This window comes from Bartonella queenslandensis (assembly GCF_018155095.1).
GTDB lineage: Bacteria > Pseudomonadota > Alphaproteobacteria > Rhizobiales > Rhizobiaceae > Bartonella > Bartonella queenslandensis_B.
In genome coordinates, this window is sequence record NZ_NAAI01000001.1 from 218,598 (window position 1) to 232,493 (window position 13,896).

Annotated in this window: 12 protein-coding genes and 1 tRNA gene; 8 read left to right on the forward strand and 5 right to left on the reverse strand. The window is 38.1% G+C overall.

The window, feature by feature from the left end:
• The first annotated feature begins 833 nt into the window (after positions 1 to 833).
• The gene (locus B5V81_RS00800) at positions 834 to 1,916 is read left to right on the forward strand and encodes a quinone-dependent dihydroorotate dehydrogenase (protein ID WP_212111247.1); all 1,083 of its coding nucleotides are present in this window, start codon (positions 834 to 836) and stop codon (positions 1,914 to 1,916) included.
• 137 nt (positions 1,917 to 2,053) lie between these two features.
• Positions 2,054 to 2,130, forward strand: a tRNA-His gene (locus B5V81_RS00805).
• Positions 2,131 to 3,070: 940 nt separating this feature from the next.
• On the opposite strand, the gene B5V81_RS09015 is transcribed toward B5V81_RS00805, so the two are convergent.
• The 5 genes from B5V81_RS09015 to B5V81_RS08690 form a co-directional block, all read right to left on the reverse strand.
• The gene (locus tag B5V81_RS09015; protein WP_342356074.1) at positions 3,071 to 3,229 is read right to left on the reverse strand and encodes a hypothetical protein; all 159 of its coding nucleotides are present in this window, start codon (positions 3,227 to 3,229) and stop codon (positions 3,071 to 3,073) included.
• Positions 3,230 to 3,289: 60 nt separating this feature from the next.
• Positions 3,290 to 4,123, reverse strand: a complete 834-nt coding sequence (locus B5V81_RS00810) for an MFS transporter (RefSeq protein WP_342356075.1) — start codon at positions 4,121 to 4,123, stop codon at positions 3,290 to 3,292.
• A gap of 105 nt (positions 4,124 to 4,228) precedes the next feature.
• The gene (locus B5V81_RS08680; RefSeq protein WP_244979311.1) at positions 4,229 to 4,519 is read right to left on the reverse strand and encodes a hypothetical protein; all 291 of its coding nucleotides are present in this window, start codon (positions 4,517 to 4,519) and stop codon (positions 4,229 to 4,231) included.
• A gap of 10 nt (positions 4,520 to 4,529) precedes the next feature.
• Positions 4,530 to 5,099 (reverse strand): hypothetical protein, encoded by a 570-nt coding sequence (locus tag B5V81_RS08685; RefSeq protein WP_244979312.1) that lies wholly within the window; start codon positions 5,097 to 5,099, stop codon positions 4,530 to 4,532.
• Between the two features lie 243 nt (positions 5,100 to 5,342).
• Positions 5,343 to 5,951 (reverse strand): hypothetical protein, encoded by a 609-nt coding sequence (locus tag B5V81_RS08690; RefSeq protein WP_244979313.1) that lies wholly within the window; start codon positions 5,949 to 5,951, stop codon positions 5,343 to 5,345.
• 576 nt (positions 5,952 to 6,527) lie between these two features.
• Here B5V81_RS08690 and B5V81_RS09135 point away from each other — a divergent pair.
• The 6 genes from B5V81_RS09135 to B5V81_RS00840 all read left to right on the forward strand — a co-directional run bounded on the left by B5V81_RS09135 (position 6,528) and on the right by B5V81_RS00840 (position 13,886).
• Entirely contained in the window at positions 6,528 to 6,791 is a 264-nt protein-coding gene (locus B5V81_RS09135; RefSeq protein WP_369333983.1) for a hypothetical protein, read from the forward strand.
• 1,783 nt (positions 6,792 to 8,574) lie between these two features.
• Complete coding sequence (locus tag B5V81_RS08695) at positions 8,575 to 8,883, forward strand: hypothetical protein (protein WP_244979314.1); 309 nt, start codon at positions 8,575 to 8,577, stop codon at positions 8,881 to 8,883.
• Positions 8,884 to 8,916: 33 nt separating this feature from the next.
• On the forward strand, positions 8,917 to 9,723 hold the full coding sequence (locus tag B5V81_RS08700) for an MFS transporter (RefSeq protein ID WP_244979315.1): 807 nt from the start codon (positions 8,917 to 8,919) through the stop codon (positions 9,721 to 9,723).
• Positions 9,724 to 9,953: 230 nt separating this feature from the next.
• Entirely contained in the window at positions 9,954 to 10,514 is a 561-nt protein-coding gene (locus tag B5V81_RS00830; RefSeq protein ID WP_212111257.1) for a ThiF family adenylyltransferase, read from the forward strand.
• An 820-nt stretch (positions 10,515 to 11,334) separates the two neighbouring features.
• Positions 11,335 to 11,643: a hypothetical protein gene (locus tag B5V81_RS00835; RefSeq protein WP_212111259.1), complete on the forward strand. Its 309-nt coding sequence runs from the start codon at positions 11,335 to 11,337 to the stop codon at positions 11,641 to 11,643.
• A gap of 815 nt (positions 11,644 to 12,458) precedes the next feature.
• Entirely contained in the window at positions 12,459 to 13,886 is a 1,428-nt protein-coding gene (locus B5V81_RS00840; RefSeq protein ID WP_212111261.1) for a glutamine synthetase family protein, read from the forward strand.
• The last annotated feature ends 10 nt before the right edge of the window (positions 13,887 to 13,896 follow it).

Sequence of the window (13,896 nt, forward strand, 5' to 3'; positions counted from 1 at the left end):
ATTTAAAAAAAAGATTTTTACACAGTACCACAGATTTGAAAGCAATCATCATTTTGATGCAAGAAATCACATTTTCATTGGTTGAGAGATTGTATCATTTTATAGATAGCAGAACGATAGAGTTTGCAAGACCGTTTTGGTTTACGAGTCGCTGGTGTGATAAATATGAGTTTAATGATCAACTTTGATTACTTGAGCTGTATGTTAGACAGAGAATCTCTAGATGCAAACTGTATTGAGCCGCATCAGCAATAGTGATAATGCAGATTTTTCAAAATTTTATTAACACAATATAAACCATGTTACTGATGTAAATGGTTTAACAATGGCATGAATGTAGATAATTTTACAAGCCGTGTATTCTATAAATTTATGAGGGAAAACAGCTTTATAGAGCAAGCTTTGTTTTTTTGGAACACAACATTACACAAAGCAACTGTAATTACATAAAAGAATCTTGGGAATAGAGATAATTTTCTTGCCTTTTTAAAGACGTTATGAACTTGTTTGCAAGAGATAAGATCATTAAAATCATGGTGTGATGAAGAGCCATTGATGTCTCAATTCATACAGGCATTTTACATTTTATAAGATTGAGGATTTACAGACATATTTGACTATCTGAACAATTGTGAAAAAGAGAAACGTTTTTTCAAGAATAAATTTTTCTATTCAGGGAGGAGCATAAAAATCCACATGAATGATGATGTGATGCACTATTCTTAATAGAAGGGGGGATTTTTGAATAATATGCTCCCTTTGTTGAGGATATTTTGTATTAAAAGATGTATGTGAGGTGTGATGGATCATTTTTATATTGTGGAGAAGGATTGATGAGTTTTTTTCGTTGTATTGGCCGTTCTGCTTTATTTATGTTAGATCCAGAGCATGCGCACCGTTTAGCGATTGTTGGATTGAAAAGTGGATTAAACGGTTGTCAAAAGGTTGTCGATAAACGATTGTGTGTAACTCTTGCAGGGCTTGAGTTTAAAAATTTTATTGGTCTTGCAGCGGGATTTGATAAAAATGCAGAGGTTGTTGATGAAATTTTGCGTTTAGGATTTGGTTTTACTGAAATTGGGACAGTGACACCAAAGCCTCAGATTGGAAATCCTAAACCACGGCTTTTTCGTTTAAAAGAAGATGAAGCAATTATTAATAGAATGGGTTTTAATAATGATGGGCATCAAGTTGTTTACAACAGACTGCACGTGTGTAAAAAAACTGGTGTTGTAGGAGTCAACATTGGAGCCAATAAGGATACAGTTGATAAGATTGACGATTATACGGTTGGTATTGCTCATTTTTATGATGTTGCTGATTATTTTACGATTAATATTTCCTCTCCTAATACGCCAGGTTTGCGCGATTTACAGGCTCGTGATAGTTTGCATCTTTTGTTAGAAGCCATTTCGCAAGCACGAAAGGAGCAAGAGAAAAAGCATAAATTCTTCATTCCCATTTTTTTAAAAATTGCTTCAGATTTGTCAGAGAAAGAATTGGATGATATTGCGGAAGAAATAAAACTATCTGATTTTGATGGACTCATTGTTTCCAATACGACTCTTTCACGCCAAGGTCTTACCAATAGCCATTTCAGCAATGAAGAGGGTGGGCTTTCTGGGCGTCCTCTTTTTGAGCGTTCTACCATTGTGCTCGCAAAAATGCGCCAAAAGTTAGGGAAGGAAATTGCAATTATCGGCGTTGGCGGTGTAAAGGACGCACAAACTGCTTTGGAAAAAGTAAAAGCCGGTGCAGATTTAATTCAATTATATAGTGGGATGGTTTATGAAGGCCCAAATCTTGCCATAACTATTCTGAAAGAGATTTTGCAGATGATGCAACATGAGGGTGTTGATAGCATAAAAGCCTATCGTGATCAGAGTCTTGAGCATTGGGCAAAATTTCCTTTGTAAAAAACATTTTTTCTTCACAAAAAATTGCAAGATTTTTTTTAAGGGGCTTGCAAACTTTGTTGATCTTCCTTATGTCACATAAGCAAAGAATAAATGTTTACAAAATTGTAAACAGTTATGATACATTTGCTTTTTATGCGGTTGTAGCTCAGTTGGTTAGAGCGCTGGTTTGTGGCACCAGAGGTCGTAGGTTCAAATCCCACCAACCGTACCATTTTTCTTTGTACAACTATTTTGTTTCTTTAAGAAATCCACGCTTCTCAGCCTTTTTTGCATATGATCGATAACGTAGCTAAGACTCTTGAGACGGTGAATTTTTCTCTCTTTTTTCTAAAAAAGCCCAAGTTTCTTAATGAGCAGAGATCTTGTCTAAGAAGGTATTTTTTAGATTTATTACTTTATTTTCAATGGAATAGAGAATTTCTGCTTTTGAGTGTGCAAATGCACCTTATGATGAGACATAAGATGCGAACCCGTAAGCTTGGCACGCAGTAGGCTTATAGTAACAACAAGCTTAGGCATATAGTTGGCAGACACCGTCATTATTGAGTTTTTTTCTAGATTGTATTTGGTTATGCCACACGTGAAGCAATTTTAAATTTACCCGTGATGATATGTTGTCAAATTGGAGATTCAGGTCCTTGATTTGTCAGAAATATGTCAATGCCAAAAGATAGACATTTTTTGTGGACTTGTGCCAATTGATAAGCTTGCCGATAATATTTGTAAGTGCCATAATATGCACAAGAAGAAATAGAAAAATGCCGTTTTTAATTATGCGAAACAGCGCGCCAACTTAGAGCGCGAAATTATTGCTCTTGCAAAGCAAAAAAAGCAAAATGTCCAAATGTGGTAATGCGAATTGATCGAGCTGACTTGTGTAAGCGAAAAGAAATAAAATAAGCACAAGAAACTTTAAAAAATAAAGAGAACAGCTTATACGACACTTTGCATGAAAGTGAATTTGCAGAGGATACAGAAATAAATAGGATAAAAGGAATTGCGACGTACAAAAGAAATATTCATAGATATATTTTATACTAAGCGTAATGGAGAAGCGCGAAGATGAGTATAATAGTTGGACGACAGATTAACTGAAGTATAAGGAGGTATTGCTAAGGCGGAGTTGTTGGTTAAGAATTGCATTTTGTACGCTATAAGCTCTCTGCACCCTTCATATAGGCGTTGAGATCATTGCCCAATGCAACGTAAAGGGGTTGTTTTGTCTTTAGCGCTTGTTTGGCTGCTTCTGTAGTGCCGCTGGCTCTATCAGCCATTATGGTGATAATTTTCTCGTCCAAAGAACAGATCAATCGATTGCGTAATAGGGTATGTGTGCCTTTTTCGACCGTGTCTTTTTTAAAAAGCAGCTGTTACCTTGTGGCAGGGGTGGGTGTGTCTATATGATCAGCCTGCCAAAGAAATGGAAGTGTTATCGCGATAGCCACCAATAGTAGTCCAGCGATAAAGGTGACAGCAAATTGCAATGATATAAAAGAACCAAGGACGCCGACCAAAAAGCTTCCGACCGGCGTTCCAGCATAGCCTATCACCCGAAAAGCAGAATTAGCTCGTCCGAGAAGTTGTTTTGGTGTGTGGCGCTGCCTAAAGGCGGTAACACCAATAAACCATAAGCTTGCTCCAACGCCAGCAATAAAGGTGACGCCCCATACGACGATAGCACTTTTTGAAAAGGCTGGAATCAGCAGCAAGACAACCGTTCCTAAACCGTCAGTGAGAACAGCTAGGCGCACCGGTGCATAGCGTATACGCGGCGCAAATAGGGCACCTGCCATTGTTCCAAGCGCGTAGGCTGCAAACATCACGCCATATTGGCTGCTATGTAGGCCAAGATACCGGCTGTCGGTAACGAAGAAGATAAATGAGGTTAGGAATGCTCCAAATACCACCGATAGAAAGAATGTGAGTAATGTAAGGGAGGTGAGGTGCCGATTTGAAAAAATGAAATGAAAGCCGGCAATGATATAACGGAAAGTGATGTTTTCTTTATCAAGTGCTGGCGATGTCGGAACAGCACGGCGAGCGGTAAAAATCAATGTGATAAAAAGCACGATTAAAAGGCCGAGAAATAGCAGTGTGCTATGCGCTAAAATGCTGCTTGTTATGACAGGGGCAAAAAAATAGGAGACCCCGAAATCTAGAAACAAGACAATTGAGTAGAAGGTCATCAATCGCTCCCCCTCCATGATAAGTGGTGGAATCGTTATTATATAAGCTTCGGCAGAAACGACGATGAATCCAGCAATGGCTGCATAGAAGAAAATTTGTTCGGCTGGAGCAATTGGAGCAATCTATATCATAAGTAGTATGAACAGGACAATATGCAGTAGCATGAAGATGAGGAGAGCCGAGGTGGCAAGTTTTATTTTGTCGCAGCGGTCAAGTAAAGTGCCTGCAAGGATGCCGAAAATTGGCCACGCTAATGAGAAGAGACCTTGCGCCCAACTTACTCCAACTACGCCATATCCAGATTGTCTTGCTAATAGCGGGATAGCAGTGCGCAAAGCACCGCTGAGTAAGGCTAGCAGACTAACGGTTAGGCAAAAATAGCGTATGTTTTTGTTGGCAAAAAGCGTGAACATTCTGTTCTCCTTAAGATGCCACACAGATTTCCGCTGGTCCATCAAGTACGGCGGTTGTATTCAGCATGTTTGCGACATAGTCGTCCAAGATATTCCTGTCTTCCTGAGGGAGAAGAAAATACATAAGATTGGAATACCATTGCCAACCACGCTGAGTCAGCTGAAGATCGTTATCACTTTCTGCGATGAGACCTGCACCTATAAGTTGCTGTAGATTATTGTATACGAAAGAGGGGAGTGCGGTCCAGTCAATTCTTTCTTTTTTGGCATAGCCGTTATAAGGTAGCCGCATACATAAAGCCTTGGAGGCTTGTTGCTCCACTGATATCCAATTGTAGTATACTTTGGATTTGCCTTTAAGTTGTATGTCGGTAATATATTCGCTTCGACTGGGATTGGCTCGTGTGACGAGTGAGCCGAGAATCGACTGTGCTGACGCCCCAAAACCAACCACATAATCCTCATGATAACCATGCAAATATTTGTGATAGCGGAAATAATTAATTGAACTCGTTTTAGCGAGCGTTAGAGGGAGTGTTATTGGAAATTTTGATATAGGAATGCCCATTACACGGCGCATAGCCGCAGCTGCGCATAACGATGTCGCTAAATAATCGAAGCATCTGTCGATGTTGTAGGCTGGACGGTTTTAGCCCTTTTTGTGCGTAAGACTTATGCAGTTGCGACGTGATAGCCAGATTGTTGATTGCATAGAGGTTGATGGTCTCAGGGTGAAGCTCGCTGGCTTGCTTCAAATCGTATAATAGTTCTTCAGCTTGCTGACTGTGCATGCCATATAGTAGGTCGAAACCGACATGTCCAATTATCTCTTGTAACCAGTCCACGGTATTTTTGATTTGTTCACGTGTTGAGGTGAGGTTAAACAATGATCGGAAACGCTCAATGAAACTCTGTCACCGAAGCTTATCCCGTTAACGCCGATCTCACGGGCAGCATAAAGTTTATCACGTGTGACGCTCTTCGGTTCGCTTTTCAGTGTAAACTCGGCTAAGGAAGAGAGATCAAATTCGGCATGCAATACTTTTCCGATGTAGCGGATATTATCTGCAGATAAGAGCGACGGTGTGCCGCCCCCTATATAGATGCTGCGGATGGGACCTCTAAGCGAGCGAATGAAATTTCCTTTGTTTCTGATCTCTGTGGTAAGCGCTGACATATAAGATTCGATTTGCTTAACGTGCTTGTAGGCTCCTTTCTGAAAGGGACAGAAGGAACAGATTGTTTCACAAAAGGGAATATGCAAATAAAGAGAAACGGTACGCGCTTGTGGAATCTGCTTACTCTGCGCTAGCTTATTAAAGTCTAGGTAATTGTAAAATTCATTGGAAATAGTGCGAAATAGCGGGTATGTGAAGTTGTAAATTGGCTTGAGTTGATCGAACTTCACAAAAGGATGATCCACGAGTTGCATAGCTTACCTCCCCCAATTTCTTAACTCGGAATATATTATTGACGGGCGACAAGTGATCCAATCGCCCGAGTGTATTACCAAAGATTTTCATGGAACATAATGAATCCTCCTTTTGTAGAAGTTATATGTATTATACATATAACTTGATATATGAACAGGCTCGCTTGTTTAAGCGGCAATGTAAAGATAAAAAAAATGTCTAATTTATAAAAGAACTTTCTCTTGCAGTCTTAATGACCTGATATTGTAATTGGTATCCTGTTTTACATGGTCGGGCTATGAACGCTGAGAGCGAGAAAAAGCAGGGTATTTTAATGGACGTGCGGGGCATCATTGTTATGTTGCTGGGACTTGGAATTTGCGTCTGGTTATGAAATATCATTAGCGCAAAAAGATGGTTTTAAAGGTAGAGATACATTTTTTAATATCCCTGTAAAATTTCGAGAAGAGATAGAATTATCTATTAGAAAACATATAAATGTCCAGTGTGATAATATTATCGAATTACATGACATCATCGTTCTTGCCCACCATTTTGACATATTACCTAAAATCTCATTGTGATTGTGCCATGTAATGGCAAACGGGGATAGATCGCGTTTTGGTATGACTGCGACGAAGTTACGTGCCACATTATCTTTGCTAGAATCCAATAGGATTAGGCTTAATGGGGTGCATTTGCATGTGGGCTCTAATTTGAACTCGACTGAGTTAATAGTATCCACCTTAACTAAGGCTGGAAAGGATATTTTACGCATTGAAGGATCAGATAAGTTTTTATCAGTCTATGTGGGGATATCCAACTTCCACGGCGTTCTGCGATGCAGTGACGGTCAATGACGAATATTCTCGTAAAGTTTATGAGGCATTATCATAATTGGGTTGTGGTTTACATAAGCTTACGGTAATTATTGAATCTGGGCGTATTATATCTGAAGGTTATGGTTATTTATTTTCAAATATTAGCTCTATAAAAGAGCGGAATGGTACGAACTTAATTACAACTTGGACCCTGAGGACGTGTGCTCAGTCTGCACAGTATCACGGGAATAGAGTGCTACAAATGTCATCTTTTCGAGATATGAGCGGTGAATTTAGTTTAGCGGATGTCGTTGGTTCAAATTGTTATGAGTATAATATTCTTGTGAGAGATATATCTATCCCATTGGATCTATTCTTAGATGACAAATTTATGCTGCCGGCATGTGGGCGCTATGATAGCATAAATGTGCCGATTGGATTAGAATGTGGCCTCAAATTATTATTTTTTTGAAGAAAATGACTATTCGTATTATGGAGTTTATCCCTTTGCTTATTAGGTATTGTACTTTGTTAGAGCGCATTTAGTTATAAAGTGCTTTTTAGTTTATGGTGAATCTTTAGTTGCGAGTGGGTAGCTTGGTAGGAGGTTATTCCAAAGTGTGGTCGTTTTAGGGGTGCTGCGATAGTTGCTGTCGAATAAAGGAGATATTCTGCAGCTGTATAAAGCCTAGTGCGGTGCAAAATGTTCGTGCTTATTTGTAAAACATATTTAATTTGATTCGTCGATCTTTTATACTAGTCAAAAGTTAGTATGCGATGTATTGCGTGCAGTGCCATTTCCTTTATAAAACTATTCTATTTCTTGTTTTTTCCCTTAAGAAATCAGCATTTCTCAGATTTTTTGCGTATGAGTGATAATAGAGCAAAGATTATCCTCTCGTGAGGTCCCTTTTTTACTTAAAATAGTTAAACTGTTTCAATGAGCAGGGGGGGTATCTAAAAAGATCTATGCTTGGTTTATTATTTATTTTTCAATGGGATAGAAAATTACCACTTTTGAATTGACAAATAGATTTTATAATGGTCATGAATTTATGGGAAACGTCACCAATATAATGTTTACTTGTTCAACTATAATTCTAGAAAAACAGGCTCGTTATGGCTCAGTTTGACTTCGTATGGATGATACACTCTACAGAATCTTTAAAGTACCTTGGCGGTAATTGGCTAAGAAAAGTGCTAGAGAATGTCAAGATGACGTTATTTTATCGTTAGAAGTTTGATCGCGGCTGCGTAGGCAATTTCTAAAAGCAGCGTTTTCAGAAAATTTGAGATGGGTTTTAAGTGTGGTGCACAGCCGCGACAAATTTGCGTGAATATAAGCCTACTCTGCCTGAAGGGGCGCTTGAGTTTCTAATTGCTGTAGTGATTGCAGCATGATTGGTGCATGAAATACTTAACGTGGGCGTGGAGGGAGAACAAAACTTTTTATATCACAATAATAAATTGACAAAAGGTGGTTACAATGTGTACCTCATGTTAAATTTAATTGTTTTCATTTAATGCGGGGGTAAAGTTATGAAAACTAAAAATATGTATAAATCACTGAAAAAATTCAAATTAAGCGGATTGATGTTGCAGCATTCAAAGCCCGAGCAAGTGAGCAGAAAATGGCTGCTCGAGGCGCCTTTCTGAATTGATGTTTTAAAATATATATAAAGCTGGCAGTAAAAAAGCTGCTAGCTTTATAGCTTTGGGATATATTAATGACGATAGATTATGAAGTTAAAAAGTTGCTCTATGGCTGTGGAGCAATGAGCGGGATTCGGTTGATTACAGGTTCCTTCCATGCTTTTTTTTCTTGTCTATGGGCGTTAGTATAGCACAGTTAGCCTTATTGCAAATCGTGTTTAGTGCAGCTATTTGTATTTTTGAAGTTCCTTGTGGGATTTTAGGGGATAAAATCGGCGTTAAACAAAATGTTATCTTATCATGTTTCTTTTTTTCGCTTTTCTTCTTTTTATGTATTTACGCGCCTCATCTTTCAGTCTTAATTCCGGCAGAAATTATTTACGCTTTAGGTTTTGCTTTGTGTTCTGGCGTTGATAGCACATGGATTAAAGGCTTAATCGACGGCAGTGGATACAAGGGTAGTTTGATCTATCACTAAGTAAACGCCTATAAGCGCGAACTAACGGCATTCATGAATATGGTTGCTGGGGCGCTAGGTGTTCTTATTGTTTTGTGTATGGATAATTATCAGTCGGCATATTATTTTTGTTCTTTCGGATTTCTCGTGCTTGTATTCTTTTTGAGTCGGGTGAAGGGGATAGGTATTGCATCCGTTTCGAGTAGTCAGTCAATAGACTCAAGTTCTTTGTTGCATGCAACAGAAGCTTTTACTTGTTTAGTTACCTTAAGAATCGGGTTATATTATATATTGATATGTGGTTTTATTGTTGCTGCATTGCAGCCAGTATTTCATTTTTGGCAACCCTTTATTTTGGGACAAACAGGAATATTAGACAATGCAACAGGAAAGACGAAAATTCTTATTCTTGGCCTGTGTTTTGTGTCCTATACTCTCGTCAAATACTTATTTAATCGCTTTGTAATTAAATATTTTATGCAAAAATATGCTCCTATGGTGATAACTTTGTGCTCACTTGTCCTGAGTGCTGTTGTTATGCTTGCTCTGCTTCTTGTTGCAAACAGTTGGGCTCCTATTATTTTATTCACCGTATTTCACAGTTTTTTTTCTGTCCCTGTGACGCAATTTGAAGCAGAATTTTTTAAACATATTCAACAAAAAAATGCGAATACGGTTTTATCCATTGTTAGTTTTCTTGCACGTATTTTTGGTATTTTAGCGCTTGTGCTGATTGGTTGGTTGGCGAATAATGTAGAAGCAGCTTTTTGTTTCGCTTTGCTGTGTATATGTTTCGTTATCCCACTTAATTTGGCCTGGCTTTATACGGATAAAAAGTTAATAAAAGATGAGAGGGATTAAGGGTGAAGATACAGTTGAATAGGGCCCTGCCTATGACTTACATACACAGGAAAAAAATAGTGTGTGGGTCAACTTATATGGATTTAGTCGAAATTAATAGTTGTCTATCGTTTTTAGTAGAGATGCTTGTCGATTTGAATGCGCAAAATGATTGTGCTGCTATTCGCCAGAAATATCGCGAATGAGCGTATCAAGAGGCTTATGATGTTGATGTGGTGTTACAAGAGCTTATGGAGTATAAAATTGTATCTACTGTTTGGGAGCAGGATAGATACGATAGACATCGATTGTTTTTGGATATGGCAGGAGTAGATCATGATCTTTCTATGCGGTCTTTACAGCAGGCTAAAATTGGGGTGATCGGTGCAGATGGCATTGGTTCTAATGTAGCAACCCTTTTAGCTGCTGTAGGCATTGGTTATTTAAGGATAACCGATGGTGATCGAATTGAATTATCGAATTTAACAATGACCACTTCTTTTGTTGAAGCACAGATAGGTCTGCGAAAAGTAGATGCTTTAAAAGTGCGCATTTTTGAACACAACAATACTTGTCAAGTTGTAACTTTTCCGCGTTTACTTGAAGTCGAGGCATTAGATGAATTCTGTTCTTTTTTAATAGGAGTCGACCTTGTTGTATTGTCTGCTGATCCACCGAATGCATTTGAGTTAATGGCTGAGATTAAGAAAAAGATTTCAACTCCGGTTATTAATGCAGGATATTTATGGCGTTTGGGAACCATAGGCTCAATGTTTTTTCCAGATTCTGAATTTAGTTTTGCAGTTTATTAGACCTGTAGATAGAGACAAATTTCTCAGAAATATTCAAAGTTCATGTGAGTCTAAGCCAACACTGGTTGTTTTCGAAAAAATTATTTTTTCTAATACACTTATAAATGATATATATATTGACGTTTATTTGCAGTGGAAAGAAAACAATGGATATTCCAAGATTGAAATTGATAATAAGAAAATAGCTTTGGAAAATAAATTAATACCAAATTTTGATCATGAAAATATAGACCTGTTTAGAAGTGTTGGTTTTAAAAATATAGAATGTTGCTTTTCTTTTTTTAACTTTAAAGGGTATCTATGTTATTAATCATAAGAGACGTTTTTAATGACAGATTATATATGAGGGCACGAGATACTAAGATATATCACCTGCAGCCGGCATCTTCGTTACAAAAAAATATTTTTGAATCTCTTACATTTAATAAAAAGCGCATTATTGCATTCATTGAATGCGGTAGGTGATTTTTATGGAATTGAAGACAGTATTGAAACAATATGCATCAATCATGAAGATGCGTTAGGTGATCGGATAAATCGTATTTTTTCTAGCGTAAAATGTATTTTTTCGCGAAAGAGTAACTATTGGTTTGGTTCGTTTTACGGTCTGGACAGAAGGTTTTTAGCGCTCATTTATGACTACCTTAGGACTTATTCCGTGCACCAGCTTGATGGATGATATCTGCTTTTTGAAGGTGTAAACGTTACAACTGATAATGAATTTGTGCAGCATGTCTATAATTTTTTTGACTTCATACGTCTTGCTTTGGCTCTTAACCTTCTTGAGGGCGTGGATGCTAATGAGTGGAGATTTAAAGTTATGGATACGAGGTTATACCTACTTGTGTTTTCACCGCATTATCCAGAAAATCATGCTAGGAATTTGCCTCTACAAGATGCGATCGCATTTCTAATTCAGCCGAACTTTATTTTTCGTAAGTTTGCAAATACGCAAACAAATCTGATAGTTCCTACAGCTCGCAAGCGTATACGCCAAGCTTATGCGGAATCTGGGATTTACTATAATATTCCGTTAGCGGAATCGTTAGATCATAAGTCAAAGTATGTGAAAGCAATTGATACAAAAAAGATTTTACGGTTGTGGAAGATCGACGATGAAGGGCTTTAGTACAAAGGAAATTGATATTACTGCGTTCTCATATCCTGATTTTTGGGCTTTTATATATAAATAACACACCTTCTGGTGGGCTGGAGACTACCAAATATTGGGTCACACATGGCGCGATTAGCAAAAAAATCTGGCCTATTGGATTTAGCATGCTCACTGAATTCTCAGCTCTAAATATTGTGTGTGAAGTGCAATGTCAAGCGGTGGGAATTGATATAAGTGCAGAGTCTGTAGCATCAGCTTAGAACAAGGTTGATAGCTCTGTTATGCAGGGGTTAGTTAAGTTTCATGTCGGAAATGCTGAGCTTAGTCTTATCCTGAAAATACATTTACGCATATTACGGCGAGGTGAGTATTTGTAAGCACTCGCTGTAAAGGCATAGAACCATCCTAGGTTGTTTACTTCTATATGGATAACAATAGAGGTTACAAAACTTGCTTCATTTTAGAAGAAAAGTTCCTTTTATTTTAATTAAGCATTGCTACAGCCAAAAGGAAATTAAATATCTTGCCTTTATTATTCTTACCAATATTTTCTTATGTGTGATTATTGGAATCAGGATTAAGTTACGTCCACTATGGTATTTTTCGCTATTTATATAAGAAGAAGATTAGCACGCGATGTATCGCGTTCAGGACCATTTTCCCATCGTATTTGATACAATAAGCAGCTTAGAATGATGATAAGAACGATTTTACCTTGATAGGTGTTATGCATTCTATAAAAGTTAAATTGATTAAGATTTTTTTGTGACATTTATGCATAGGATGGTACCATAATAACGGAAATTGATTGTGTTTTAAGTTGGTGTGTTATGGCTGTGAAAAATGGTAAACAAATAAAAAGTAAGGGTTCTAAGCCTGTTTCCAGTTTTCTTAAAAATTTACGTGGTGTAAACAACTGGCAGCAAGTTTTACAATGGCTTTCTTTTCGTAATGTAGAAGATATCGAGTGTATCACACCTGATCAGGCGGGCGTGCCGCGTGGCAAGATGATGCTTTCTAAAAAATTTACATCGGCAACATCATTAGCATTGCCTTCAGCGGTTTTTATGGCAACCATTTCAGGAGATTATCCTGAAGATGGTCACGGCTTTGAATATCCCAAAGCCGATGGTGATTTGCGTCTTGAGCCCGATTTGTCTACGTTAAGTATTGTACCATGGGAAGATGCTCCTACAGCACAGGTGATTTGTGATCTTGTCTATCAAAATGGACAGGTCGTCGATTATACACCACGAAACGTTTTGCGAAAAGTAGTCAACTTTTATACGCAAATGAATCTAAAGCCGGTTGTTTCACCAGAAATTGAGTTCTATTTAGTAGAGAAAAATCCCGATCCTGATTATCCTTTAGTTCCTCCCGTTGGTCGTTCTGGACGTTCAATTGGTGGAGGGCAGGGCTATTCGATTGCCGGTGTGAATGAGTTTGATGAGTTCATTGATGATATTTATCATTTTTCGGAAGCACAAGGATTGGAGATTGATACACTTATTCACGAGGAAGGGGCAGGTCAGTTTGAAATCAATTTACGTCATGGAGATCCGATTGAATTGGCTGATCAAGTTTTTATGTTCAAGCGAACAATTCGTGAAGCAGCACTTAAACATAATATGTATGCAACTTTTATGGCTAAGCCCATTCAAGGGCAGCCGGGTTCTGCGATGCATATTCACCAATCAGTCGTTGATAAGAAGACAGGGATGAATATTTTTACGCAGGAAGACGGTGGAGAAAGTATTTGTTTTCGCCATTTTATTGGTGGATTACAAAGACATATGGCGGGGGGACTTGTCATGCTTGCTCCTTATGTCAATTCTTATCGACGTCTTATGCCAGATGTTTCAGCACCTGTTAATTTGCGATGGGGATATGATAACCGTACCACAGCATTTCGTGTTCCTCGTTCTGCTCCTCAAGCGCGACGTGTCGAGAATAGGCTTCCTTCGTCAGATGCGAATCCTTATTTAGCCCTTGCATCTTCTTTAGCGTGTGGTCTCATTGGTTTACAGCAAAAAATTGAACCGGATGAGCCAACAACAAATAATGTGAATGCTGATAATATTGAGTTACCGCGTGGTCTTATTGAAGCAGTTAATTTATTTGAACAAGATACAGAAATACGTGCTATTCTAGGGGATGTGTTTGTTAGTACTTATGCTGCAATCAAACGACAAGAGTTTGAAACCTTTATGGAAGTGATTAGCCCGTGGGAGCGCGAATATCTCTTGCTTAATGTTTGAGGTTTATCAC

Excerpts from the sequence above, each read along its gene's own strand:
- B5V81_RS08690 (WP_244979313.1), bottom strand. The coding sequence starts at position 5,951 with ATGCAACTCGTGGATCATCCTTTTGTGAAGTTCGATCAACTCAAGCCA.
- B5V81_RS00840 (WP_212111261.1), top strand. The coding sequence starts at position 12,459 with ATGGCTGTGAAAAATGGTAAACAAATAAAAAGTAAGGGTTCTAAGCCT.
- B5V81_RS00830 (WP_212111257.1), top strand. The coding sequence starts at position 9,954 with ATGGAGTATAAAATTGTATCTACTGTTTGGGAGCAGGATAGATACGAT.
- B5V81_RS08685 (WP_244979312.1), bottom strand. The coding sequence starts at position 5,099 with ATGCGCCGTGTAATGGGCATTCCTATATCAAAATTTCCAATAACACTC.
- B5V81_RS08700 (WP_244979315.1), top strand. The coding sequence starts at position 8,917 with ATGAATATGGTTGCTGGGGCGCTAGGTGTTCTTATTGTTTTGTGTATG.
- B5V81_RS09135 (WP_369333983.1), top strand. The coding sequence starts at position 6,528 with ATGGCAAACGGGGATAGATCGCGTTTTGGTATGACTGCGACGAAGTTA.
- B5V81_RS00810 (WP_342356075.1), bottom strand. The coding sequence starts at position 4,123 with ATGGAGGGGGAGCGATTGATGACCTTCTACTCAATTGTCTTGTTTCTA.
- B5V81_RS08680 (WP_244979311.1), bottom strand. The coding sequence starts at position 4,519 with ATGTTCACGCTTTTTGCCAACAAAAACATACGCTATTTTTGCCTAACC.
- B5V81_RS00800 (WP_212111247.1), top strand. The coding sequence starts at position 834 with ATGAGTTTTTTTCGTTGTATTGGCCGTTCTGCTTTATTTATGTTAGAT.
- B5V81_RS00835 (WP_212111259.1), top strand. The coding sequence starts at position 11,335 with ATGGATACGAGGTTATACCTACTTGTGTTTTCACCGCATTATCCAGAA.